This window comes from Bifidobacterium sp. VU/mBH4 (B4) (assembly GCF_058199535.1).
Genome location: NZ_JBVPQJ010000008.1, coordinates 32273 through 58742 on the forward strand (window position 1 = coordinate 32273; position 26470 = coordinate 58742).

The following is a 26470-nucleotide window of genomic DNA, read 5'->3' on the forward strand; positions in this document are numbered from 1 at the left end:
TGCTCATGTGGTTCGTCGCCAGAAAAATGATGCGGTATGACCTGGGCATGATGGTTCCCGCCGGCATCGCCATTGTCGTCGGAACACTGTTTATTGCCATGACCTTCCTCTTCGGCAACACTATGGATGTTTCCATGCGGCGTATGGTCTCATCCGATGCTGCCCAGGCCAACTACGCCATCATCCCAGCAGAAGGCAACCATTCAGAGCAGAAAAGGGTGAAGGACTTCAAAACAGAGGAGCTGGCAAAAGTCTCAGGCGTTCACGCAGTCAGATCAGACGCCCAGCTCATGGCGGATGTCCGCGCCGGCAAGGTCAAGAGCGAGAGCGTGATTGCCATTCCTATGGCGGATTCATCGCTGATGCCGGTCGGTCTTGCCAAGGGATCCTGGCCCAATGCTGATGACCAGGTGCTCCTACCCGGGCCGACTGTGTCTAGGCTCAAGCTTTCCCTGGGTGACAAGGTGAATCTGAACCTGTCGCCTAACATGCTGCATATTTCTGAGGACCTTGGGCCGAAAGGGCAAGCCAGCGCTGACCAGGTTGCAGGTAGGTTCGTATCGAGGCCGCTGACCTTGTCGGGTATCAGTGCGAACCAGGGCAACGAGGGCGACAGGTTTGGCGAATCGGGCGGCGCAATCGTGCTGACCCCCAAGACCATAGATGCTTTGATGGCTACAGCAGGTCTTGGCAACATGGGTAACCTGTATGCCCAGAACATCTACCTGAATGTTGGCGGGCAGGGCAGCGACCTCGATGGGAGTCTGGCCTCTTTGCGCAAGCTCATGCCTTCCGGCTATTCCCTTGAAGACCGTCACACTATGGAGGACCGACTGGTCAAGACCGCGCTCGGCGGTTCCCAAAACCCCGTGACCACCTTCCTTCTGGTCTTTGGCACGTTGGCCATGTTTGTGGCTGCCACCGTCATAGCCAACACTTTCCAGGTTATGGTCGCTCGGCAACGTCGCTACCTGGCCCTCCTGAGGACGATTGGCGCCAATAAGAGCCAGGTCAGGGCCAGCGTCCTGATGCGTTCCATCATCCTGGGTGCTGTGGCTTCCCTGATCGGGGTTGGCGTCGCCATCGGCATCATGGCAGTTCTGGGTGCAGCCAAAGCTCATACGAGTTCCCTCTACTTCCAATTGAAGCTGACTCCGGCAGTCTTCCTGGTGCCTCTTGTTTTCGGCATCATTGTCACGGTCCTGGCCTCCCTGGGCTCCTCGTGGGCCGCCACCAGGGTCAGTCCTTTGGAGGCGCTGAGGCCTGCCGATCTTCTGGAGAACAAGCGGACGAGCAGGATGCGTCTGTTTGTCAGCGTGGTCATGATTCTGCTGGGCATCACCATGACGGTCTGGTCCCTCTGGCAGGTCAGGCTCAGTGTCACGGCAGACAAGGCCAGCAAGACATCCGGAGACGGGCCGAACATTGTTGCTGCCATGGCCGTCATCGGCATTGTTCTTGCATTCCTGGGCATTTTGTTCAGTGCCAATCGTTGGATTCCCTTCATGCTCAGGGGAGTCGGGTCCCTGGTTTCTCGGATCGGGCCCTCGTCCACAATCGCTGTGGCCAACATCGCTCGGAACCGCTCCCGTGTGGCGGCTACGGGTACCGCCCTCCTGATTGGCGTGACACTGGTCGCCACCCTGGCCACGGGCGCCGCCAGCGCCAAGCAGACCATGGCCGACATGCTGGACGAGCACTACTCCGTCGATCTGCAGATCAGCGCCGATGGCCTGGATGACAAGGCTCTGAATGCCATTCGGCGAATCGACGGGGTCGCTCAGGCCGAGCTGGTGCCCCAGTATGCTGCCATGGTCAAATCAGGCGGCGAGAACGGTGCAGGAATGACTATTTTCGCCCTGGATTCAAACAAGATCGATCACCTCCTGAATGCCAAGGTCGGCAAGGATCTTTCCGGACACGATGCCCTTCTGCTTCCTAAAAACCTCATGGATAAACAGAAGGATTTTCATGACGGCGGAAATCTGGGACTCAATGTACTCAACCCGATTCAAGGCGACGCTCAAGGCGGATCCGCATCGGTGGCTCAAAGACTCTTCGTGACCAGTGTCTACGCGCCCTTCCAGGGGATTGATGCCAGCGATTTATATGGCCTGACCGACTCATCCTCGCTCAATGGCGTTCAGCCTCAGACCGTGCAGATCTGGGCCAAGGTCGATGGCTCGCCAACAGTCTCGGCGTTCATAGACAAGGTGAAGAGTGCACTTTCTGGGTATTCGGCTGTTTCCGTGAAGGGCGGGCTGGCTGAGAAGCGACAGTGGGACCGGACCATCGACAACCTGCTCATGATTATCCTCGCACTGCTGGCGGTGGCGGTGGCCATCGCCTTGATCGGCGTGGCCAACACGCTTTCCCTTTCGGTGCTGGAACGCCGGCGAGAGTCGGCCACCCTGCGGGCCATTGGGATGACTCGCAAGCAGATCAGACGGTCCCTGGCTGTGGAATCCGGGCTGATAGCCCTGGGGTCGTCCTTGTCTGGCATGGTCCTGGGTCTGCTCTTCGGCTGGGCTGCAGCCTATGAGATCTTCTCCTCTCTGGGGACTGTGGCTTTCCCCATTCCCTGGTCCACTGGACTGGTGATTCTGGTGGTGGCGCTTGTAGCGGCGATCCTGGCAAGCGTTCTGCCTGCAAGACGCGTCAACCGGACTCCGCCGGTCGTGGCTCTTGCAGAGGAATGATGGCAAGCCAACCTTCATTCTGGCATGCCTTGGTCGGCGCCGGGAATGAATGACTCATTGTGCCAGGTGATGTTTTCCTTGACGCTGCTTGGGTGTTCCTGTAGTCAATCACGGGAATCTAGGCAACTGTTTCAATCCCTTGGTCCTATGGTTGCATGTCTTGTGACTCGTGTCTTTTGTGTTGAGCAAGATGCTTGGCATGATTTGCTTCATCTCCGCAAATGTCCATTCCCGCAGCCCCGCGTTGAGTTGGATGGTGCCAGCCTAACAGGAAGAGTTCTTCAGTGCACTCATCCGTAAGGATGACTGTTTTTATCGCTCCTAGGGAGCATATCGCGGCAGCCGATTGCAGCATAGGGTCGGAAGCTGACGGGAGAAAGGTTTCCTCGCGGATAAGGAGCACCATGCAGAACAAAGCGGATACTTCGTCTTCACAAGGGTTGATCGACAGAGCAGGTCCAGGCATCGTGGGTCAGCCGGCCGTCAGCGCCAGGCAGCTGACCAAGGATTATGGGCAAGGATCTAACGCCGTCCATGCCCTGCGCGGAATTGACGTGAATTTCGAGCGTGGCCGGTTCACCGCCATCATGGGTCCTTCAGGTTCGGGCAAGTCAACGCTCATGCACGTTTTGGCTGGTCTGGATACTGTCACCTCAGGCCATGTCTATATGGCCGCTGATCTTCTGCATTCGAAGAGCGGAGATCGTCACCATCCATCGATTGATCAGGCCGGCCGAGTCGACCTGACACGAATGGACGACCGTCAGCTGACCCTTATCAGGAGACGGCATCTGGGATTCATCTTCCAGAGCTTCAACCTATTGCCTATGTTCACTGCCAAACAGAACATCCTCATGCCGCTGGTACTGGACGATGTTCGGCCCGACACCTCATGGATGGAGCAGCTGGTAGAGACTCTGGGATTGTCGGAGAGGTTGGACCATCGGCCCAGCGAGCTCTCGGGTGGCCAGCAGCAGCGTGTGGCCATTGCCAGGGCCCTCATCACCAAGCCTTCAATCGTCTTTGCGGACGAGCCTACGGGAAACCTGGACACGGTTTCCTCGACCGAGGTGCTCAGCTTCCTTCGGGATTCGGTCCGCGAGCTGGGGCAGACCGTCATCATGGTCACTCATGATGCCTATGCCGCATCCTATGCCGACCGTGCGCTGGTCTTTGCAGACGGACAGATCGTTGCGGACCGACAGGATCCGACGGTGAAGGCCATGAATGACCTTCTGTCTGAACAAGTGTCGGCTGGCACTGCTGGCGATTCCCAGGTACGGGACTAGGGGGTGCACTGTGTGGCGGATAACCCGTACGATGATGAAGCGCGATGCACGTATGATGATGCCGGCTGTCCTGGCCATCGTGATCGGCGCCCTCTTTATGTGTCTGACGCTCCTTTTTGGCAACGTGGCGAATGCCTCCATGCGTCGTGAGATTAGCCTGGATGCCGGTCGAGCCAACTATGCTGTGACCTCCAGAAAGGATCAGGACAAGCCAATCCTGTTCGACAAGTTTGACAGCAAAGGACTGTCGAAATTGCAGGGGGTTCGTGGTCTGCGCCCTGATGTCAGCCTCATGATGGATATGGAAGCAAACGGTCAGTCCAGCAAGGGGATTCTTGCCATTGCGGGTGCCAGGCAGGAACTCATGCCTGTTGATCTGGACCGGGGGCAATGGCCGGATTCAGATGATCAGGTTGTGTTGCCGCATTCCGTTTCCGACAGGCTCCGTGTGGGTCTGGGCGATAAGGTGCGCCTTCATCTGTCCCCGATGATGCTGCCAGGTAGTGATAGCGATAGTGCTCAGGATTCTTCGAGTACAGAACGCCTTGTCGATCAGGGCACTGTGGACTTGACCGTCTCAGGCATCAGCGCGAGCCGTGGCGGACAGTACGACGACTTCGGCGGAGCTGTGGTGCTGACGGGTTCTCGGATTGATCGCCTGCTGACTATGGCGGGAATGGTTGGACCTGAGTCTCCCTCTGTGGAAAACATCTATCTGCTGGTTGACGGCCAAGGCAAGGAACTCCAAAACACTCTGCAAAACATCAGTCGATACGTTCCCGATGGATACCGGCTGGAGGACCGTGGTGCCATGGAGGACAGACTGCTCAGTGAGCAGACGGGCAATGGTGTGGACTTCATGACCGTCTTCCTCATGACTTTCGGTGTGCTGGCCATCGTGGTTGCTGCCTTGGTGATTGCCAACACCTTCCAGATCATGGTGGCCCGACAGCGCAGGTATCTGGCCCTGCTGAGGATTATTGGTGCTGATCGACGGCAAATCAGGGTAAGTGTGCTGCAACAGGCTTTGCTCCTTGGCGTCATATCGTCCTTTATTGGCATCCTGCTGGCCATGGGATTGATGGGCCTTGCCGGTTGCTTTGGTTTGCATTCGGGCACAATGAAGCTTGAACTCTTGCTTACCCCTGCTGCCCTCCTGGTTCCGTTTGCGCTCGGTGTTTTGGCAACCTTGGTGGCTGCCTTTGGGTCTACTCGTACGGCTATCAGGGTCAGACCGCTTGAAGCCCTGCAGCCAGTGGATCATCAGGACCCAGGCAGCAGGAAGCGGGCCGGTTTACGAATCAGTATCCTGCTGGCTGCCGTTGGTCTGGCATTGGTGATCTGGTCCTCTTGGCGCGTCACCGAGCTAGTCAGGACAAACTCTGGCAATACAGTCCAGGCCAGTAATCAGCAGGAACTCTTGCTAGGTCTCGCGGTATTGGGTGTTTTGCTGATTTTTCTGGGTGCGTTGATAGGGGCTCGTCGATGGATTCCGGCTCTTCTGCGTTGCCTGGGTAGACTTGTGTCCAAGATTGGACCATCTTGCAGGGTCGGAGTGGCGAATATCGCTCGAAATCCCTCACGAGTCGCTGCCACAGGTGTTGCTCTGCTGATTGGCGTAACTCTGGTCTCCACTTTGGCTACGGGTGCGGTAACCGCTAAACGTACTTTGTTCAAGGATATTGATCAGCGTTATTCCGTGGATATTGAAATATCTGGTCAGGGGCTGAACAAGAGAAATGTGCGGGCCATTGAGCGTGTCGAAGGTGTTGCAGATGCAGAGCTGGTGCAGCGATTTAATGCCAAGGTCGAGTCAGGAGGCCCCTCACAAGCTTCCATGACTGTCTATGCCTTGGATGCTTCACGGATCAGGCGAGTGCTTCATGCCGATCTGGGTCCAGGTATGCAAAGGTCGGATGCGCTACTGGTGTCGACCAGAACGATTTCCAAGCATTCCGGTTACCGGGATGGAAGTCAGCTGAAGTTGTCGATAGCTGATCCTCAGGCGGACGACGAACGTGAAAAGGAGGCAGATGCAAGAAGAACATTGACCGGGGTCTTCGCCGGATTCGGAGGGCTGGATAACAGTGGCGTCTATGCAATCACGGACTCCCGGAATGTCGCTGGGATTGACACCAAGACGCATGAAATCTGGATTAGGACGCAGGGAGATCGCGATGCTGCACTGCTCTTGGATGACATACGTCAGGCTGTAGGAGAGCATGACGACATGGCCATCAGCGGAGGGCTGACGCAAAAGAGGCTATGGGGCGAAAGAATCGATTCCTTGTTGGCGATCATGGTGGCATTGCTGGGCGTTGCCGTCATCATTGCCCTCATAGGGGTCTCCAACACTTTGATGATGTCGGTGCTGGAACGCCGTCGTGAGACCGCCACGCTCAGAGCAATCGGCATGAGCAGCGTCCAGATTCGTCGATCCTTGGGAGTCGAGGCCTGCATGATAGCCCTGGGAGCCAGTCTGGCTGGAATCGTTCTAGGAACGCTCTTCGGATGGATAGGAGCCTACCAGGTCTTTGTGCCCTTAGGATCCGTGACCTTCACCGTGCCATGGTCGACTTTTGCGCTGATACTGCCAGTGGCCTTGCTGGCTGCGGTGGCAGCCAGTGTGCTGCCAGCCAGGGAGGCAGTCAAGGTTTCACCCATTGAGGCGCTCAGTGACGATTGATGCTGGCTGATGGCTTGGTTCATACCAGATGGTTTTCGTAAGCGAAGACCACTGCTTGGACACGGTCGCGGGCATTGATTTTCTGGAGAATGTGAGTGACATGGGTTTTCACCGTGGGCAGTGAGATTCCCAGATTGTCGGCAATCTCCTGGTTGCTCAGGCCTTGGGCTATGTGAACAAGAACCTGAAGCTCGCGGTCAGTGAGTAGGTCTGCTTCGGGATCGCGATAGGTCGATCCCGAAGGCATGGATTCGGCCTCAGGCATGTCATGGGCCATATGCTCGATTAGGCGTTTTGTAGCCGAAGGAGCGATGATCGCATTGCCCCGGTGAACTGTACGGATGGAGGACAGGAGGGTTTCAGGCTCGGTATCCTTGAGCAGAAATCCTGATGCACCGGCTTTTATGGCAGCCATGACGTATTCGTCAAGATCAAAGGTGGTCAGCACAATGACCCTGGGCTCCGGACGGTCGGGTGACAAAGCAGTGATCAGGCGGGTGGCTGTCAAACCATCCATGCCGGGCATGCGGACATCCATGAGGATCACGTCAGGACGCAGGCGTGAGGCCAGATCCACTGCTTGCTCGCCGTCCGCGCCTTGGCCAACCACGGTCATGTCATCCTGGGAGCCGATGACCATGGCAAAACCGGCTCGGACCAGATCCTGGTCGTCCACGACGGCAACGCTGATGGGTTCGGTCCGTTCCATGAGAGCCTGCTTCTTTCCGCTAGATGATGGCCAGCGCCACCATCCGATTTTATCTGAGTTGAGTGTTGCTGGGAATTGCGACTGGTTTCAATTTGTAGCCAAGGTAATCGTTGTCTGATTGAGTGTTGTCTAAGCGATGGTTGTCTGAGTGATTGTTACCGAAATAACTGTTGACGGAGCCACTACCAAATGGTGAGGTGAGCCGCTTCGGTTACTGACTCCTGGCCTGGGCTGATCTTCAGGTCTGCGATTCATAGAAAGCTCGATTCTTCTGATGGACTGATTGCCTGTTGTGTTCGTTTCCTGTGTATCCATTTCCTGTGTGCTCGCCATAGGAGGTGCACATCATCAAGAACGCTCATGTCTGGAGTCCGGTTGGTCCGATTGGACGCGCTTTGATTCCTTGTCCTGTTGTGACTGTTGCGGAGGGCTGTCAGGCTGATCGTCAAGATCTACTGGCAGGGGTTTGGCTGGGTGAAGAGCCGGCGAAGGTGCGGTTTTGTTGGTGGGCTCGACCATATGGTTCCTGTCTGAATTGGGGCTCTCGTCTGAGGAATTGGCGGTGTCAGTGTTTGAGTGCGAATCAGTGCTGGAACTGTGACGCAGGACTGTGAGTAGTTGTCGCATACGAGCCAGGGCCTGGCGTCCTTGGGTTGCAATGTCGCCGAAGGCTCGTGCTACCTGCTCTGAGGGAGGATCCACCTCCTTGACTTGGTAATCGTTCAACTCGGCGATGGCCTTGCCGGTGGATGCAATGACTGTATTCAGTGTGGCGGCCACCTCTACCTGCATGGTGGCGCCGATGAGTTCCCGCTCTTGATTGGCTGCCAGAGCCTGGCTTTCCTGCAAGGTCTGGTTTAGCGCGCGCTCGCGTTCCTGCTGGAGAAGCAGGACTGAACCACGAGTGCGTCGGCGTGAGGCAATTAGAATGGTCAGCAGGCAGATCAAGGCCGGTGTGGCCATCACTATAAAAAGCGCTAAATGGGATGCAGAAAAAGAGGCTTCTGCTGGTCCTTCTGTCATGTAGGACAAAATGGCGGGACACCCTTGGTTATTGACTGCACATCTGACAGCCCACAAAACCATATCCGTGATGACCGCGAACGGAACCCAGTGCCTGGTGGAGTTTTTACCGTAAACCATCGACGAATAGACGGCAATTGGGGACAAGACTGCAGCTTCCGGCAGCCAGGGCGAGAAGAGCAGCAGCAGGGCGGCGACAGCAGCCACTATGGCGGCGCAAATGCCTGGACGGACCCTGCGCACAATCAGAGGCAAAGCGATAGCTAGTGTGGCAATGATTCTTGCTGGCCGGCCTGGATCATATTGGGGAGTGACAGGTGCTATGGCGAGAGCTGGGCCTGGATTTTCTACCAATAGGATTCCGATTACCAGACCCAGGTCGGCCGTCAACGGATGGCGTTGGAACCAAACGAAGAGCGTGGAGACAATCGAACGCAAGGACCATTGCGTTTGTCGGTTGGCATGTATTACTCCTTCAGGGTCGGATTTTGGCGGAGCAGCAAAAGGAATCCGCGCCTGGAGGTGGTAACCGCCCTCTGGCTTGGGATCAGCTTGAAGGCTGCCTCCCAGGGAAGTCAGTCGTTCGCGCATTCCCAAAAGGCCGAAACCTGAATGCTCAGGTTGATCCATCTGCGGCGGAGAATCTGAATTGGTAGTGGCGTGGTCGAGCGGGTGGTCGTCAATGGTGAGGCACAGACCGTCTGTGAGCCACTGTTCTTCAATCAGCACATCCGAAGCCGGAGCGGCATGCTTGCGAACATTGGTCAAGGCTTCTTGAAGGATCCGATAAGCAGTTATGGCGCGGCTGCGATCCAACTTTTCTGGGTGGGGTCGGCCTTCGAGGCGTCGGTTGAATTGAGATTCTGGCTGAGCAAGTTGGGCGGCATCTATCAAGTTTGTCCATGATCCGTAGCTGGTCGGCGGATTGCTTGAAGAGGTGGCACCTGAGGGCCAAATACATGCATTGCCGGCCGTATCAACGTTGGCCTTGGCAATGTTAGCAGCTGGAGTTTCTTTGCTTGTGTGAAGATAGTCGCTGGCTTGGCTTGGCTGAGTGCGATCTGTTCCGGCTGGATCCGGATCATGAGCGTTCGCGGATTGACGAGGGGAATTCGTTTGGGCAGTTGCTTGAGATTGGTCAAGGATATGGATGTCGGCAGGATCCGTTGGTGGTGGGGAAGACGGGTGCTGGCCGGGAGGAGAATCCGATGTTTTTTGGCTGGTTGCGGCCGCTGGATTGGTCGGTGATTTGAGTTTGCCGAAGAGGGAACGCAGCTCGCGTAGGGCGCGACGGCTCTCTTGATCGATGGTGCGCATGGTCTTGAGGGCCAGGCTCGTATTGGCAGTGGCTGCGTATCTGCCGGCATCGGCCTGCACGATGACGATGGACAGTGTGTGGGCGACGACATCGTGCATGTCACGCGCTATGCGGGCCCGCTCAGCGCTGGCGGACAGGGCGGCGCTCTGTTCTGCCTGCAGGGCCAGGGCGTGATTGCGTCGCCGGGCCTCGTCAAGGGCATCTCGCCTGGTCCGCGTCCAGTAGGCTGCGACGATGGCTACGAGCAGTAAGAGCGCTTCGATCAGAAAATTCGATAGGAAGGTGGTCGCCAGTTCTCTGAATGAGATCGGCCACATTGAGGTGCGGTCCGGTTGTGCTCTGCCCGGAGGCAGAAACCCCAAATCAACCAATGTGAAGATAAGGCAGGATAAGGGCGTCATGACCCAGGCCAAGGTCAGGTAGAGTCGACGCAAGGATGGGCGTCCATAGAGCAGACATGAATAGACCATAACCAGGCAGACTGCATCGGCGGGCATGATAGCTGGTCCCAAGAAAAGCTGAGCCAGAGCCACAGTGACGAAGAGCCAGGCTGCCAGGTCGGGGAATCGACGACGGATAACGACAGGAGCTATGAGCAGGACCGTCCACATCAGGATTAGGTTTTCCTGCAAGGGGATCAGGGCCCCATCTTTGAGATTGGCGGTGGAGCCACTCAATAGAAGCAACAGAAGGATGGCGAAGAGAGCGTCAGTCAGCAGCATTCGATTATTGGACCTGGTGATTGGTCGCTGCGTTGTTCGACTGACTGTGCTCATGGAATCAACACTATTCGGGGGCGGAGGGAGGTGCCATCAGTCCGAGGGATGATGTGGTCAAATGTGGTCCCAGGCTCTCCCAAAGTGGATAAGTCGGAGCAGTCGTGATCGGGAATGGGTGCTGAATGGCGAGTCGGAGGATGGCGAGTTGGAAGATAGTGAGCCGGAAGATGGCGGCTTTGCAGATGGCGATTGCCGTTTATCGGTCTGGCCGCTTTGGCTTTGGGAGGCCTAGTACCGTTTCTTGCCGTGGTGCTGTACACGCATTCTTAGATGGAATGGCTTTCTGCATAGCATACACGGCCGAGACATATGCGTGCCCAAATGCACATCCCAATCCTCGGATGGCTTTAACTGGCAACAAGCTCGGATTCCGTGCTTGGATTCAGCATGAAGTAAGAGCGGATCGCAGACTTGCGATCAGTCGGCAATAGGTTTGGATTCCATATAGATTCCACATTTGTGCTCAACCGGCAACCGGCAACCGGCAACCGGCAACAAGTATGCATCCCATATCCATCCATCCAGCCTGTATTCCACAGATACCAGTCAGGCCGACGAATCGTCGTGCATTCCGCAACGGTTCGTCGGCCTGACAACGCAGGGGAGGGCGCCCAGTCTCAGGAGAAGCGCAGCCGAATCTGCTCGGCCGTGCCGTAGGAGGCCTGCGCCCCCTGCCCGGTGGCGGCGTATGCGGAGACGTAGGAGGCCAGCTGGGCGGCCTGCACCAGGGTCATGTCGGAGGCCAGGCCGGCCAGCACGGTGCCCATGAAGGCGTCTCCGCAGCCGGTGGTGTCCACGGCGTCCACATGCACGGCGTGAATCCGGTAGGTCTGGCCCTGGTCCAGCACCATGGATCCCTCGCCGCCCAAGGTGACGATGGCCCGGTGGAAGCCGAAGTCTTGCATGGTCTGGTTGATCCGGTCCCAGTCGGCCCCCAACCAGTCGCCGTCCTCGGGCTCGTTGATGCCCAGCAGCTGGGCCATCTCATGCTCGTTGACCAGGATCAGGTCCGAGTTGGCGATCAGGTCGGCGGGCAGGTCGGCGCGGAAGGGGGAGTCGTTGAGCAGCACGGTCATGCCGGCCTCGTGGCCCATGCGCGCGACCTCGGTGACCGTCTCGATGGGGCTCTCCAGGCACAGGCCCAGCACCTTGGCGGAGGTCAGGGCCTGGCGGGAACGGTGGGCGTAGTCCACATCCACCTTGCCGTTGGAGCCGGGGGAGTAGACGATGGTGTTCTCGCCGCGCGCATCCACGGTGATGACTGTGGTTCCGCTGGCTCCGGGCACGGTCATCACATGGGAGACGTCCACCCCGGCGTTGCCCAGCTGCCCCAGCAGGAAGTCGGCGTTGGAGTCGGATCCTACGGCCCCGAAGAGCCTGACCTGGGCGCCGATCCGGGCCGCGGTCGCCGCTTGGTTGGCCGACTTGCCCCCGGGCAGCACCTGCAGGGGACCCCCGTTGATGGTCTCGCCGGGCTTGGGCAACCGGTCGGTGTTGACCGTGTAGTCCGCATTCATGGACCCGACCACCGAGATGGATCCCGTGATGGTATCCAGTCCCTTGAGCACCTGGTCGGGTGCCGCCGCCATATCTTGAATCATGTTTCTCCGTTCCTTGATGAGCTTGTCCGCCTTGATGATCACGCTGTGACAGATTCAGGGATCCTGGCCGGTGTGCGCGGGCGGGCGACCCACCGAGGCGCAGTGGCGGTAGCTGGTCTGCAGCCGGACCGACCGCACGGGCGAGCCTGCCATCAGAGCCAGGAGCATGTCCACGCAGCGGGTACCCATGGTGTCGATCTGCTGGGAGATGGTCGACACGGCCGGGGTCAGGATGCGGAAGACGGGCAGGTCGTCGAAGGTGATCATGGACAGGTCCTCGCCGATGCTGATTCCGCGGGACTGTGCCGTTTTGATGGCGCGTATGGCATCCAGGGAGGATCCGAAGAGCACGCCGGTGATGCCCTGCCGGGCCCAGAGGTCGATCATGTCGGGGTCGAAGGTGCCGAGCTCCACCTGGTCGGCCAGGGGGTCGTCCATGCCCTCGATGCCTGCCAGCAGGTTCCGGTAGACGTCCAGGCGTTCGCGGAAGGTGGCCGATTCCTTGAGGGGCCCGGGCACCAGGGTGATGTGTCGGTGGCCCTGGGCGTGCAGATCCTCAAGGGCCTGCCGCAGGCCAGGCTCGGGGTCGGCGTCCACGCAGGGGATGGCCCGCCCGTCGCGTCCGGCGGCACCCTCGGCGGCACGGTCCACGCAGACCAGGGGCAGTCCGCGTCTGGTCAGCTCCTCCAGGGTGTGCGAGGAACGCGGCCCGGGCACGATGATGGCTCCGTCGATGTGCTGGCCCAGCAGGTTGCGCACCTGGGCCCGGTCCTCGCCGGGGTCGCCCTGGGTGGAGGTGCAGATCAGCGTCTGGAAGCCGTGGTTGAGCAGCTGGCCCTGGATCAGATAGGCCAGGTCCGCGAAGTAGGAGTTGCGGATGTCGGGGATGAGCAGGCCGATGGTGCGCGAGTGGGCGGAGTGCATGGATCGGGCCCGGGAGTCCGGCACATAGTGCAGGTCGTGGATGACCTGGTTGATGCGCTGTCGTGTGGCGGGGGAGATGCGCCCGGAGTCATTGAGGGCTCGGGAGACCGTCGATACGGAGACACCGGCCCGCTGGGCCACATCCCTGATCGTCGCGTACGCCATCATGGCCTTTCGTCGAAGTGGTCGGCCGCCGGGCCGGACTGCCGACCTCGGCGGTTGCCTGACCGCCGCCATGGGCAGGCGAACGGTTCTGACAGCCTTCAGTTATATCAGTGCGGTAACGATACCGCAACTTTCACAGCATGGCCCGTCGAGGGTTGGCTGTGAGTGAAGGTAATCGAGGCTGAGTACTCGGGGAAAGGTTACTGCTTGTGCGATTATGCTGGGATAGGGAGATGGACAGCGGCCGGGCCGGCTGAAGGCTGTTGAGTCTCTTGGCCGGCCTGGCCGTGTTTCCTCCTCTCCCAGGCGGGGGCGGGGGCGTGCATGCCTGCCCCTCGGCTTCCCGCCCGCAGAAGTGTGGTGGGGGCGCGGGAGGGAAGTGTCGGGCTCTCTTGGGGTTTGAGCCTTGATTGACACGTTTCCTGCCTGCTCCCCCTTGATGGGCCGGGGGCGGGGGGATTGATACGCCGCCCGGCCGCTCTTACTCGCGTGAAGCGTGCAATAGTCGGCGTGTTTCCTTCCGGTGGCGGCGCGAGGCGAGGACCCCGCCCATGCCGGTCATGCCGGTGGCCAGGGCGAGCAGGATGCCTTCCCCGCCGGCCTTGGGGAGCACGCCTGCAGGCAGGTACGTGTATCGGAGAGAAGTGTCCGGCGTTTGGGGTGCGCCGCCCAGCGTGTAGTCCACGCTGACGGTGACCATGCCCGGCTGGTGTGCGGGAGTTGTCACGCTGACGCTGCCGGCGTCGCCGCGCGTCAGCCCTGGTACGGGGTTCTGGTCGAATTTGACGCCGGTGATCACCAGAGCCAGGTTGAACGACACCGGCACAGGAGCCGACTTGCTGTTTGTGCTGTTGTCGCCGAGCTGGCCACTGCTGTTGTTTCCCCATGCGTAGGCGTTGCCGTCGCTGCCCACGGCCAGGGAATGATGGTATCCGGCGCTGACCTGTGCGGCTTTGAGCCCTTTGCTCGTGTCGGTGGGGCTGGCGGGGTCGCGCACGCGCGCAGGAACAGACGAAGAGCTGCCGCTGCTGTTGTTGCCGAGGTTACCAGACGAATTGCATCCCCATGCCCAGGCGTTGCCGTCGCTGCCCAGGGCTAGGGAATGATCGCGTCCGGCGCTGACCTGCAGGTAGGTGAAGTCCGCTGGCAGGTCCGGGTACGTCTTGCGGTCGGGCGTCTTCACCCTGACCGGCGTGTACTGGCTGCTGCTTGTCCCGTTGCCGAGCTGGCCATTATAGTTGTATCCCCAGGCGTAGGCGTTGCCGTCGCTGCCCAGGGCCAAGGAATGCCAGTATCCGGCGCTGACCTGCAGGTAGGTGAAGTCCGCTGGCAGGTCCGGGTACGTCTTCCGGTCGGGTGTCTTCACCCTGACCGGCGTAGACTGGCCGCTGCTCGTCCCGTCGCCGAGCTGGCCAGCGTTGTTGGCTCCCCAGGCGTAGGCGTTGCCGTCGCTGCCCATGGCCAGGGAATGATAGCCTCCGGCGCTGACCTGCAGGTAGGTGAAGTCCGCTGGCAGGTCCGAGTAGGTCTTCCGGTCGGGCGTCCTTACCATGACCGGCGCATGCTTGTCGTCTCTCGTCCCGTCGCCGAGCTGGCCATTGTAGTTGACTCCCCAGGCGTAGGCGTTGCCGTCGCTGCCCACGGCCAGGGAATGAGCGTCTCCGGCGCTGACCTGCAGGTAGGTGAAATCCGCTGGCAGGTCCGGGTAGGTCTTCCGGTCGGGTGTCTTCACCCTGACCGGCGTGTACCGGTTGCCGCTTGTCCCGTCGCCGAGCTGGCCAGCGTTGTTGGCTCCCCAGGCGTAGGCGTTGCCGTCGCTGCCCAGGGCCAAGGAATGATCGCGTCCGGCGCTGACCTGCACGTAGGTGAAATCCGCTGGCAGATCCGGATACGTGCTGCGGTCGGGCGTCCTCACCATGACCGGCGCATGCTTGTCGTCTCTCGTCCCATCGCCGAGCTGGCCATACTGGTTGGATCCCCAGGCGTAGGCGTTCCCGTCGCTGCCCATCGCAAGGGAAAAACTACCGTTTGCTGATGCGCTGATCTGGCTGAATCTGATGCCACGGCTGGCTCTGTCTGGCGGGGTGATGGTGGCGGGTTCCCTGCCCAGCTGGCTGCCCTTATCAGGGCTGATGCTCCACCCGCTGTTCCGGCCTGCCGGCGTCCAGTGGGCGGTCAGGGTCAGGTCCTTGCCGACGGGCCTGCTGAAATCGTAGGCGACCTCGCCAATGAACCAGCCGTCGAACAGGAAGCCTTGGCGCGACGGGTCGGGTGAGGGGCGCTTCGCCCTCCCGTACGGGGCGGGGACAGTCTGGTCCGCTGGTTTCGGACTTCCGCCTCCCGTGTCGAAGCGGACCGTGAACGCGGATCCTGGTTCAGCAGCTCGTGCCGGCGGCTGGTCGACCGTGTACGCAAGGCTCCTGGCGAAAGGCTGCCCGTCCTGCCTGCCCGTGATAAGGATAGCGGCTCGTCCCGGATTGCGGGCGGGCATGTCCGCCCGCCAGGTGCTGCCGGTCTTGCTGAGGTTGAGCGGCTGGCTGTCCAGGCTGGCTGATGCCAAGGTGGGCGCCTGCGTGGTGTCGAGCCTGTCGGGTTTGCCGGGCTGGCCATGCCCGTCCAGGCTCCACCTGTACAGGCTGCCCTGCCTGCTGATGGCGGTGATCCTGGTGCCGGCCTTGACGGCCTGCATGTACTGCCGGCTCCCGTCGTCCACGCGATTGGGGGCTTCGCCGGGCTTCCAGACCCATACGTGACTGTCTTTGTCGATGATCGTGGCCTGATCGCCGCTACTGTTGATTCTGCCGATCTGCTCGCTGTCGGGCAGACTGACAGCTGTGAGGCTGTTCTCACCATCGGCCAGATAATAGGCTTGTCCATTCGAGTCCAGGAGGAGGAACCCCTGGTTGAGGGCTTGGACCTGGATAATGCGTATATTCGGTTCCTGCCTGATGCGTTCAGGCTTGACTTTTACAGTGTTGCTCGCATCCCAGGTCCAGGCCTGCCCGTCCGCATCCACGATGAGGACACGGCTGTCTGAGGCCACGGCGATGACAGCCTGTCTCTGCCCGGGCAGGCTGGTTGTGGTCTGCTGTATCAGTTTCGGATTCTGATTCTGGCTGTTGGTTTGGCTGTATTGGAGAGCGTGGATCTGTCCCTGCCAATCTAAGGTGAGGAGTTGCTTGTCGGTGATGCTGATGCTGCTGAACCTGGTGTTCTTGCTGGTATCGAGAATCGTGGGCGTCTCTTGTCGGCCAGACCAAGTGTATGTCTGCTGGTCGGAGCCCACTGCGGCTTGCCGATGGCTGCCGGATGCAACCTGCAGGTAGCGGAACCCATGGGGAGCCTGGGCGGGGAAAGGAACCTGCTTGGGTGTGCCGTTTTGCGCCCATGTGTAGATGCGGCCGTCGCCGGTCAGGCCGAGGAACTGGTTTCCAGCGGCGTGGACGTTGACATAGCAGGGTTCCTGAGGGCTGGGCGGTTTGATGGTCAGCCGTGCGCCGAAGGCGGGGCCATGATCTGGGCTCAGTGTCCAGTCCGTGGTTTTCGACCATTGGGCTTTCAGGGTCGTGTCCTGGAGTATGGGGGTCTGGAAGTCAAAGGGCTGTCCGTCACGCGTCCATCCGTCGAACCGGAAGCCCTCACGTTGAGGATTCTGCTGCGGAGGGAAGGCGAGCGTGCCGGTTTTCACGCTCGTTTGGGTGGGCTTGCTGCTGTTGTTCGGGTCGAAGCGCACTATGTGCGAAGCCTGATCATCCGTGTTCTCTGCTGGTTTGGCGGGAGCGGAGCCTGTGCTGCCGGGTGTTTCCGTCGTCGATGACGGGGCTTCTGGCGTGGAGTTTAATGGTGTGGTGGTTTGTATTGATGATGGTGTGGGTAGTGCGGTGTCTGTTGCGTTGCTGGGGAGGGTGCCGGGGTTTTGCTTAGCTACGCGAGGGGTCTGACGACCCCCCCCCCCCCGGCGAGGACAGGAGTATCCGCCGCGTTGGCGGATGCGACGCCCAGGCCTGCCAGCAGGCTGATCAGGACGGTCATCATCGCCATGATGCGACGCAGACGGGAAACCAGATGCATGAAACCAAAACCCCTTCACCAAACACCAAGCGGAGCAAACACCGCCTGTCTATGTAAAGTTCTACCTGTCGGAAAGCCGCGCTGTCTGTCAATGCCAGCCCTGCATCGGATTGCAGGAGCCATGGCGTAAGCCAGTCGTCTTTTCGATGTCCCCCGCTTTTCACCCTACCACCCAGCCCGCCAACAACACACAAGCCGGGTCAGTCATCGACGACAATGAAACTTTTGGTTGAGGAAAAGCGTTTGTTTCCAGCAATTATCCGAAACTGGGAGCACGGGCGAAGGCCGAGCTGACTTGGGGTTCTGTGCTCTTTAATCGGTATGCCCGAGTTTACCCTTTCAAGGGCAGAGGCGGGGCGTGCATGCCTGCTTTCAATTCCTGTCAGTAGCAGTCGACGGTAGTGTGGTGGGGGTGCAAGAGGAGTGCCGGCTCCTCTGGGGATAAGCCTTGAATGTGACATTCCTCCGTGCGCCCTTTGTAAGCCGGGGCGGGGGGGGGATTGATCCGCCTCCTGCCTGTCTTACTCGTGTGAAGCGTGAAGCAGTTGGCGTTGTTCCCTTCTGTGGCGGCGTGAGGCCAGGACCCCGCCCATGCTGGTCATGCCGGTGGCCAGGGCCAGCAGGACGCCTTCTTCTCCGGCCTTGGGGAGCACGCCTGCGGGCAGGTACGTGTACCTGAGGGAGGTGTCCGGTTTTTGGGGTGCGCCGCCCAGCGTATAGTCCACGCTGATCGTGACCATGCCCGGTTGGTGTGCAGGCGTTGTCACGGTCACGCTGCTACCATCGCCGCGCGTCAATCCTGATACGGGGGTCTGGTCGAACCTGACGCCGGTGATTACCAGCTGTAGGTTTAACGCCACCGGCACAGGAGCCGACTTGGTGTTTGTGGTGTCGTCGCCGAGCTGACCATTGTCGTTCCATCCCCAGGCGTAGGCGTTCCCGTCGCTGCCCAGAGCCAACGAATGATGGAATCCGCCGCTCACCTGTGTGGCTTTCAGTCCTATGCTCTTGTCGGTGGGGTTGGCGGGGTCGCGTACGCGCGCAGGAACAGGATTCGCGTCACCGTGCCAGTTGGCGGTGTTGTTGCCGAGCGGGCCATCCTGGTTGCATCCCCATGCCCAGGCGTTTCCGTCGCTGCCCACGGCCAGCGAATGATCGTTCCCGGCGCTGACCTGTGTGTAGGTGAGATCTGCGGGCGTGTCTGTAGGCTTCCCCACCTTGACCGGCGTATTCCGGTCGGTGGTCGTCCCGTCGCCGATCTGGCCATTGCCGTTGTCTCCCCAGGCGTAGGCGTTGCCGTCGCTGCCCAGGGCCAGCGAATAAAATCGTCCGGCGCTGACCTGTGTGTAAGTGAAGTCTGCGGTCGCGTCTGTAGGCTTCCCCACCTTGGCTGGCGTAGTCCGCCTGGTTTCCGTCCCGTCGCCGAGCTGGCTATTGCCGTTGTCTCCCCAGGCGTAGGCGTTGCCGTCGCTGCCCACGGCCAGCGAATGAAAGCCTCCGGCGCTGACCTGTGTGTAGGTGAGATCCGCGGGTGCGTCTGTAGGCTTCCCCACCTTGACCGGCGTATTCCGGTCGGTGGTCGTCCCGTCGCCGATCTGGCCACTGGCGTTTTTTCCCCAGGCGTAGGCGTTGCCGTCGCTGCCCAGGGCCAGCGAATGATATTGCCCGGCGCTGACCTGTGTGTAGGTGAAATCCGTCGGCGTGCCTGTAGGCTTCCCCACTCTGACCGGCGTAGTCTTTTGGATGGTTGTCCCGTCGCCGAGCTGACCATTGTCGTTCCATCCCCAGGCGTAGGCGTTGCCGTCGCTGCCCAGGGCCAGCGAATGCCGACTTCCGGCGCTGACTTGCACATAGGTGAAATCCGCGGGTGTGCCTTCAGGCTTGCTCACCTTGACCGGTGTAGTCCTTTGAGTGGTTGTCCCGTCGCCGAGTTGGCCATGCCAGTTGTCTCCCCATGCGTAGGCGTTCCCGTCGCTGCCCACAGCCAAGGAAAAACCATAGGATCTCCTACCGTCGTATGATGATCCGCTGACCTGGCTGAACCTGATGCCTCGGCTGGTGTCTGGAGGGGTGAGGATGGTGGTTTCGTTGCCGAGCCGGCTGCCCTGGTCGGGGTTGATTTTCCATGTGTTGTTGGGGTCTTTGAAGGTCCATTTGGCGGTGAGGGTGAGGTCCTTGGTGACGGGTTTGCTGAAGTCGTAGGCGACTTCGCCGGTGAACCATCCGTCGAACTGGTAGCCCTCACGCGCAGGGTCGGGGGAGGGCCGCTTCGCCCTGCCGTTCGGGGTTGGGAATTCCTGGTCTGCTGGTTCGGGTTTTCCTCCGTCCGTGTCGAAGTGGACCGTAAACGTGGATTTTTGCTCGGTGCCTCTGGTCAGCGTCTGGTCGACGGTGTAGTTGAGGTTTTTGGTGAAGGGCTGGCCGTCCTGTCTGCCGGCGAGTGTGATGGTGGCTTGTCCCGGCTTGTGGGCGGGTATGTCTGTCTGCCAGGTGTCGTTGTTCTTGGTGAGGTTGAGCGGCTGGCTGTCCATGCCGGCTGATTCCAGTGTGGGTGCCTGTGCGGTGTCGGGTCTTGCCGGCTGGCCGGGCTTGCCCTGCCCGTCCAGGCTCCACGTGAGCATGTTGCCCTTCGTGCTGATGGCGGTGATCCTGCTGCCTGTCTTGGCGGCTTGCATGTAGTGCTGGTTCCCGTCGTCCGCTCGGGTGGGTGTCTGGCCGGGCTTCCAGGCCCAGAGGTGGCCGTTCGTGTCGGTGATGACGGCCTGTCTGTCGTTGGCGCTGATCGAGTTGGCTTTCATGCGTTCCGGCAGGCTGACCGTTGTGGGGCTGGTCGTGTTGTCGGCCAGGTAATGGATCTGCCTTTCCGCGTCCAGGAGGAGGAACCCCTGGTCGAGGGCCTGGGCCTGGAGAATGCGCATGCCCGGGTCCTGCCTGATGCGTTCGGGTTCGACGTTGCCGGTGTTGCTCGCATCCCAGGTCCAGGCCTGCCCGTCCGCGTCCAGGGTGAGGGTCCGGCTGCTGGTGGCGGCCGAGAGTACTGCCTGAGCCTGACCGGGCAGGTCGACTGTGGCGTGTTCTGTGGGTTTCATGTTCGGACCGTCGGTTTGGCTGGCCTGATAGGCGTGGACCTGTCCCTGCCGGTCCACGGCCAGCAGCCGGCCGCCGTTGATGCTGATACTGGTGAACCTGGCATCCTGTCCGGTGTCGAGGATCATGGGCGTGGACTGTCGGCTGTCCCAGGTGTAGATCCGCTGGTCGGATCCGAGTGCCGCCTGCCGGAGGCTGCCTGCCGCGGCCTGCAGGTAGCGGAACCCGTCGGCGGCCTGCGCGGGGGTGGGAACCTGGTTGGGAGTGTGGTCCTTTGTCCAGGTGTAGATGCGGCCGTCGCCAGTCAGGCCGAGAGTCTGCTCGCCTGCAGTGTGAATGCTGGCGAATTGAGGCTCCTGCCGGTTGGGTGGGCTGATGGTCAGCCGCGCGCCGGTGGCGGGCCCGTGGTCCGGGCTCAGCGCCCAGTCCGTGACCTTGGTCCATTGGGCTTTCAGGGTGGTGTCCTGGAGGATGGGGGTCTGGAAGTCGAAGGGTTGGCCGTCGAGTGTCCACCCGTCGAACCGGAAGCCTTGACGTTGGGGATTCTGTTGTGGGGGAGCGGCGAGGGCGCCGGTCTTCACGGTTGACTGTGTCGGCTTGCTGCCGTCGGCCGGGTCGAAGCGCACCGTATGCGAAGCCTGATCATCGCTATCGGATGGCTTGGTTGAAGCGGATCCTGTGGTGTCAGGCGTTCCGGTCGGCGATGACGGGGTGTTTGGGCTTGGTGTCGTGGTGCTTAATGGTGAGGAAGGTGTCAGCGGTGATGGTGTGGGTAGTGGGGTGTTGGTTGCGTTGCTGGGGATAGTGCCGGGGGTTTGCTCAGCTACCCGAGGGGTCTGAAGTCCCCCTGTGAGGATAGGAGCGTCCGACTGGGCGGATGCGACGCCCAAGCCTGCCAGCAGGCCCAGCAGGACGATCATCATCGCCATGATGCGACGCAGTTGGGAAACCAGGTGCATGACTTGTAAACCCCTTCACCAAACACCAAGCGAAGCCAACAGCTCGCTGATAAATGTCGTCTTTGCCGGAAAGCTGCCCTGTCTTTCAACGCCGGATCTGTACCGGATCGCAGGAACCATGGCGGAAGCCAGCCGTCTTTCCGTTACCCCTGTTTTTCACCATACCACCCATCCGGCAAACAATACACATAAACCAGCTCAGCAGTCCCGTGACAATAATCATCCTGGGTTGGTGGAATGCTGTTGTTCAAAGCAATTATGCCAAGTCGTGAGGCAAGCACGGAAAACCAATCTGACTTCGTATCATGTGACCTTGGCGAGTCTGGCCACGTCAATATCTGTCTCAGGCGGGAATGAGAGCGGCTTTCCCAGATCGCTGATTGCAGAAGTGTGGTGGGGGCGCAGGAGGAGTGTCGGCTTCTTGGGGATTGAGCCTTGTATGACACTTTCCTCCATGCGCCCTGTTGAGGCGGGTGGACGGGAGTTTACCCATCTGCCTGCCTTCTTACTCGAGTGAAGTGTGTAGGAACCGTTGCGTTTCTCTCCGGTGGCGGCGTGAGGCCAGCACTGCGCCCATGCTCGTCATGCCGGTGGCCAGGGCGAGTAGAATGCCCTCACCGCCGGCCTTTGGCAGCACGCCTAGGGGCGTGTACGTGTAAGTAAGTGAGGTGTCTGGCTTCTGGACTTTGTCGCCAAGCTTGTAGTCGACGCTGACTGTGACTGGTCCCGGCTCATGCGCAGGAGTCACCACGGTGACGTTGCTGCTGTTGCTGACATGGGTCAGGTTTGTGCCGGGGCTGGTGTCGAATCTGGCTGCAGTGATCACCGGTTGCAGAGGGAACATCACTGGCATAGGAACCAAACTCAGGCTTCCCGCATCGGTATTGCCGATCTGGCCATTGCTGTTATCTCCCCATCCTTTGGCGTTTCCGTCCATGTCGATTGCTAACGAATGCTGCCATCCTGCTCTGACTTGCACGGTGTTCAGCCAAGGGTCGGCTGAGTTCGTGTGTTGCGCGGAGGCAGCCACCTTCACGGGAGAAAGACGGAGATTCGTAGTATTGTCACCGAGTCGGCCATCGCCGTTGTTTCCCCATGCCCAAGTGGTCCCTTTCTCGTCGATTGCCAGCGAATGAGAGCTTCCGGCGCTGACCTGTACAACTTTCAGCCCTGTGTTCGCATCCTTGGGATCAAGTAGCACCTGTTTAGGAACAGGATTCGCAACAAACTGGCCGGTGACGTTGCCAGTGCCAAGTTGGGCGTAGCGGTTCCATCCCCATGCCCAAACATTCCCTTTCTCGTCGATTGCCAGCGAATGAGAGTCTCCGCCGCTGACCTGTACGGCTTTTAGCACAGTGTTTGCATCAGTGGGATTAAGCAGCACTTTTTGGGGATTAGGATTTGCCTTGTCATTTATTTCGCTGTTGGTGTTGTTGCCGAGTTGGCCACAGTAGTTGTACCCCCACGCCCAGGTGTTTCCATCCTCGTCGATTGCCAGAGAGTGATAGCCTCCGCCGCTGACCTGTTTGGCTTTCAGCCCTGTGTTAGCACCGGTGGGATCAAGCTGAACCCATTTGGGAAAAGGATTTGCCTTTTCAGTGAAGTTGTTGGTGTTGTTGCCGAGCTGACCGTTTTTGTTGAGTCCCCATGCCCAAATGTTTCCATCCTTGTCGACGGCCAGCGAATGGTAGTATCCGGCGCTCACTTGTATGGCCTTCAGTCCTTTGTTCGCGTCAGTGGGGCTGGCAGGGTCGCGCACGCGCACGGGAACAGCCGAATAGCCCCCGCTGGTGTTGTTGCCGAGTTGGCCATAGTTGTTGTATCCCCAGGCGTACACGTATCCGTCGCTGCCTAGGCCCAGCGAATGTTGCCATCCGGCACTGACCTGCACGTAGTTGAAATCAGTCGGCACGCCTGCAGGCTTGCTCACTTTGACCGGCGTAGTCCTATTGGTGGTCGTCCCGTCTCCGAGCTGACCATAGCTGTTGCCTCCCCAGGAGTAGGCGTTTCCATCGCTGCCAACAGCTAGAGAAAAGCTATCGGGACTCTGTGAGCAGTTGACCTGGTTGAATTTGACGCCGCTGGCGTCAGTCGGCGGGGTAATGGTGGTTTGTTGCCCGCCGAGCTGGCTGCCGTTGTCGGGGTTGATCTTCCAGGTGTTGTTGGGGTCTTTGTAGGTCCATTTGGCGCTGATGGTGAGGTTGTTGGTGACGGGTTTGCTGAAGTCGTAGGCGATCTTGCCGATGAACCACCCGCCGAATAGGTAGCCGCTGCGCGTCGGGTCTGGGTAGGGGCGCTGCACCCTTCCGAATGGATAGGTGACCTGCTGGGGTTGGGGTGCCTGGCTTCCTCCTGATGTGTTGAAGCTGACCTTGTAGGTGGAGCCAGGCTGGACGGCTCTGGTCAAGGTCTGGTCGACCGTGTAGTCAAGGCTCCTGCTGAAGGGCTTATCGTCCTGCCTGCCGGTGATGGTGATGATGGCCGGTCCGGGATTGCGGGCGGGGACATCTGCCTGCCAGGCATCGCCGGTTTTACTGAGTGTCAAGGCTTGGCCGTCCAGGCTGGCTGATTCCAGGGTGGGCGCTGTGGTGGAGTCGATTTTTGCCGGCTTGCCGGGCAGGCCTTGGGCATCGATGCTCCACTGATATAGGCTGCCCTGCCTGTCTAGGGCGGCGATTTCGTTGCCGATGCGGCCTGCCTGCAGATAGTGCTGGTTCCCGTTCTCTGCGCGCGTGGGTGCCTCGCCTGACTTCCAGAACCAGAGGCGGCCGTCCTTGTCTGTGATGATGGCTTGGTCATTGCTGGCGCTGATCCGATTTGCTTTCGTGCTTTCTGGCAGGTTGACGGCTTTGGCGCTGGTCGTGCTGTCGGCCAGGTACCGGGTCTGCCCGTCAGCGTTCAGCAGGAGCAGCCCCTGGTTGAGGGCTGCAGTTTGGATGATGCGCACATCCTGGTCCTGCATGATGGGTGATGGCTTCGTGTTTCCTGCCTGGCCTGGCTTCCATGACCATGCCTGCCCGTCAGCGTCCACGATGAATGTCCGGCTGGGGGAGGCGACGGCGAGTATCGCCTGAGCTTGCCCGGGCAGGCTGATCGTGGATTGCTCAGTGGGTTTCATGTTCCGGCTGTCGGCCTGGCTGACCTGGAAGATGTGGATACGGCCCTGTTGGTCCACGACCAGCAGCCGGTCGTCGCTTGTGCTGATGCTGGTGAACCTGATGTTCCGATCAGTGTCGAGGATGGTGGGCGTGGGCCGTTGGCTGGTCCAGGTGTAGATGTGCTGGTCGGATCCGAGGGCCGCCTGCCACTGGCTGCCGGCGGCGGCTTGCAGGTAGTGGAACCCTTCGGGAGCCTGGGCAGGGAGAGGAACCTGTTTTGGTGTGCCGTCTTGTGTCCAAATGTAGATGTTGCCGTCGCCGGTCAGACCGACAAACTGGCTGTTTGCCGTGTGGATGCTCGTGTAAGAGGGTTCCTGCTTGTCGGGCGGACTGACGGTCAGCTGTGTATCTGAGAAGGGTCCGTGGTTCGGGCTCAGAGTCCAGTCCGTGGCCTTGGCCCAACGGGCGGTCAGCGTCGTGTCTTGCAGGATGGGGGTCTGGAAATCGAAGGGAAAGCCGTCACGCGTCCACCCGTCGAACCGGGAGCCCTCACGTTGCGGATTGTTCTTCGGAGGTGAGGCAAAGTTCCCGGTTTTCACTGTCGCTTGGGTGGGATTGCTCCCGTCGGCTGGGTCGAAGCGCACCGTGTGCGCGGCCTGATCATCTGTCTGCCGGGATGGCCTGGTTGAAGCGGAGTCTGCACTGCTTGGACTGTCTGTCGGCGATGACGGGGTGTTTGGGCTTGATGTCGTGGGGCTCAGGGGCGAGGCAGTTGTCAGAGGCGAGGGCGAAGGAAGCGGCGTGCCGGTTGTGCTGCTGGGAAGAGTGGCGGGGGTTTGCTTAGCTACGCGAGGGGTCTGACGACCCCCCCCCCCCCGATAAACATAGATTCAGTACCAGCGTCGGTTTCAGCTTCGGCTTCGACCATGCCCAAGCCTGACAGGAGCAGCATAAGAATAATCGCGAACGTCAGCGAACGCAATCGGGAGCCTATACGCATGACTTACAAACCTCTTCCCCAACAACAGGCTTGCCTGCCATCTGTTATTCCCCAACGGCCGGCCAACACCACTGCTACGTCTTACTTTCAGAGGAGTCTCTCGGCCATTCAAGGCTGATCTGGCGCCAATTGCGCTGATGCAGTCAGAAGACGAAAGACCCCTCAACATCCCCACAAAAATCATACCATTGCAACATGCAGGCATCAGCCAAAACCAGTCCAGGCGGTTGGGAAAGAGCGACTACTTATAGTAATTATTTGAGATAGACAAATGAACAGCGGCCGGGCTGGCTGGTGGCTGTTGAGCCTCTTGGCCGGCCTGGCCGTGTTTCCTCCTCCCCTAGGCAGAGGCGGGGGCGTGCATGCCTGCCCTCGTGCTTTTGCCTGCAGAAGTGTGGTGGGGGCGCGGGAGGAAAGTGTCGGCTCTCTTGGGGTTTGAGCCTTAAGTGGCACGTTCCTCCCTGCTCCCCCTGTATGGGCCAGGGGCGGGGGGATTGATACGCCCTCCGGCCTTTCTTACTCGTGCGAAGCATGCAATAGCTTGTGTTGTTCTTTCCGGTGGCGGCGTGAGGCGAGAACTCCGCCCATGCCGGTCATGCCCGTGGCCAGGGCGAGCAGGATGCCTTCCCCGCCTGCCTTGGGGAGCACGCCTGCTGGCAGGTACGTGTACCTCAAGGATGTGTCGGGCGTTTGGGGTGCGCCGCCCAGCGTGTAGTCCACGCTGACCGTGACCGTGCCCGGCTGGTGTGCGGGCGTGAGCACGCTGACGCTGCTGCCATCGCCGCGCGTCAGGCCTGGTGCGAGGGCCTGGTCGAACCTGACGCCGGTGATCACCGGCGTCAGATTGAACACCACTGGCACAGGAGTCCGTTTGGTGTTCGTGGTGCCGTCACCGAGCTGACCATCGCCGTTACCTCCCCAGGCCTTGGCGTTCCCGTCCGCGCCGATTGCCAGGGAATGGTACCATCCGCCGCTGATCTGTACGGCTTTCAGTCCTTTGCTCGTGTCTGTGGGGTTGGCGGGGTCGCGCACGCGCACAGGAACAGAGGAGTTCGTTGCGGT

The 26470-nt window shown here is 60.0% G+C and carries 8 protein-coding genes and 3 pseudogenes; 3 read left to right on the plus strand and 8 right to left on the minus strand.

Going from position 1 to position 26470, the window contains the following annotated elements:
* The first annotated feature begins 5 nt into the window (after window positions 1–5).
* From AC0AII_RS08395 to AC0AII_RS08405, 3 genes are all read left to right on the plus strand, one after another.
* A complete protein-coding gene (locus tag AC0AII_RS08395) occupies window positions 6–2699 on the plus strand; it encodes an ABC transporter permease (protein ID WP_490446798.1) in 2694 nt (897 codons plus the stop codon).
* A 404-nt stretch (window positions 2700–3103) separates the two neighbouring features.
* Window positions 3104–3988, plus strand: coding sequence for an ABC transporter ATP-binding protein (locus AC0AII_RS08400; RefSeq protein WP_232356190.1), 885 nt, complete (start codon window positions 3104–3106; stop codon window positions 3986–3988).
* 31 nt (window positions 3989–4019) lie between these two features.
* Window positions 4020–6674, plus strand: coding sequence for an ABC transporter permease (locus tag AC0AII_RS08405; protein WP_490446799.1), 2655 nt, complete (start codon window positions 4020–4022; stop codon window positions 6672–6674).
* 19 nt (window positions 6675–6693) lie between these two features.
* On the opposite strand, the gene AC0AII_RS08410 is transcribed toward AC0AII_RS08405, so the two are convergent.
* The 8 genes and pseudogenes from AC0AII_RS08410 to AC0AII_RS08445 form a co-directional block, all read right to left on the minus strand.
* Entirely contained in the window at window positions 6694–7383 is a 690-nt protein-coding gene (locus AC0AII_RS08410) for a response regulator (protein ID WP_490446800.1), read from the minus strand.
* A gap of 348 nt (window positions 7384–7731) precedes the next feature.
* Window positions 7732–10500, minus strand: a complete 2769-nt coding sequence (locus tag AC0AII_RS08415) for a histidine kinase (RefSeq protein ID WP_490446801.1) — start codon at window positions 10498–10500, stop codon at window positions 7732–7734.
* A 620-nt stretch (window positions 10501–11120) separates the two neighbouring features.
* Window positions 11121–12104: a ribokinase gene (locus AC0AII_RS08420; RefSeq protein ID WP_490446802.1), complete on the minus strand. Its 984-nt coding sequence runs from the start codon at window positions 12102–12104 to the stop codon at window positions 11121–11123.
* 54 nt (window positions 12105–12158) lie between these two features.
* Window positions 12159–13193 (minus strand): LacI family DNA-binding transcriptional regulator, encoded by a 1035-nt coding sequence (locus AC0AII_RS08425; RefSeq protein WP_490446803.1) that lies wholly within the window; start codon window positions 13191–13193, stop codon window positions 12159–12161.
* A 481-nt stretch (window positions 13194–13674) separates the two neighbouring features.
* A pseudogene (locus AC0AII_RS08430) lies at window positions 13675–17264 on the minus strand (RCC1 domain-containing protein).
* A gap of 521 nt (window positions 17265–17785) precedes the next feature.
* Window positions 17786–21310, minus strand: a complete 3525-nt coding sequence (locus AC0AII_RS08435; RefSeq protein WP_490446804.1) for an RCC1 domain-containing protein — start codon at window positions 21308–21310, stop codon at window positions 17786–17788.
* A 505-nt stretch (window positions 21311–21815) separates the two neighbouring features.
* A pseudogene (locus tag AC0AII_RS08440) lies at window positions 21816–25408 on the minus strand (RCC1 domain-containing protein).
* Window positions 25409–25924: 516 nt separating this feature from the next.
* Window positions 25925–26470, minus strand: a pseudogene (locus tag AC0AII_RS08445) (RCC1 domain-containing protein); the annotation flags it as partial.

What these genes read in the sequence shown, in the direction of transcription:
- AC0AII_RS08400 (WP_232356190.1), top strand. Translation starts at nt 3,104, where the DNA reads ATGCAGAACAAAGCGGATACTTCGTCTTCACAAGGGTTGATCGACAGA.
- AC0AII_RS08395 (WP_490446798.1), top strand. Translation starts at nt 6, where the DNA reads ATGTGGTTCGTCGCCAGAAAAATGATGCGGTATGACCTGGGCATGATG.
- AC0AII_RS08425 (WP_490446803.1), bottom strand. Translation starts at nt 13,193, where the DNA reads ATGGCGTACGCGACGATCAGGGATGTGGCCCAGCGGGCCGGTGTCTCC.
- AC0AII_RS08435 (WP_490446804.1), bottom strand. Translation starts at nt 21,310, where the DNA reads ATGCACCTGGTTTCCCAACTGCGTCGCATCATGGCGATGATGATCGTC.
- AC0AII_RS08420 (WP_490446802.1), bottom strand. Translation starts at nt 12,104, where the DNA reads ATGATTCAAGATATGGCGGCGGCACCCGACCAGGTGCTCAAGGGACTG.
- AC0AII_RS08405 (WP_490446799.1), top strand. Translation starts at nt 4,020, where the DNA reads ATGATGAAGCGCGATGCACGTATGATGATGCCGGCTGTCCTGGCCATC.
- AC0AII_RS08415 (WP_490446801.1), bottom strand. Translation starts at nt 10,500, where the DNA reads ATGAGCACAGTCAGTCGAACAACGCAGCGACCAATCACCAGGTCCAAT.
- AC0AII_RS08410 (WP_490446800.1), bottom strand. Translation starts at nt 7,383, where the DNA reads ATGGAACGGACCGAACCCATCAGCGTTGCCGTCGTGGACGACCAGGAT.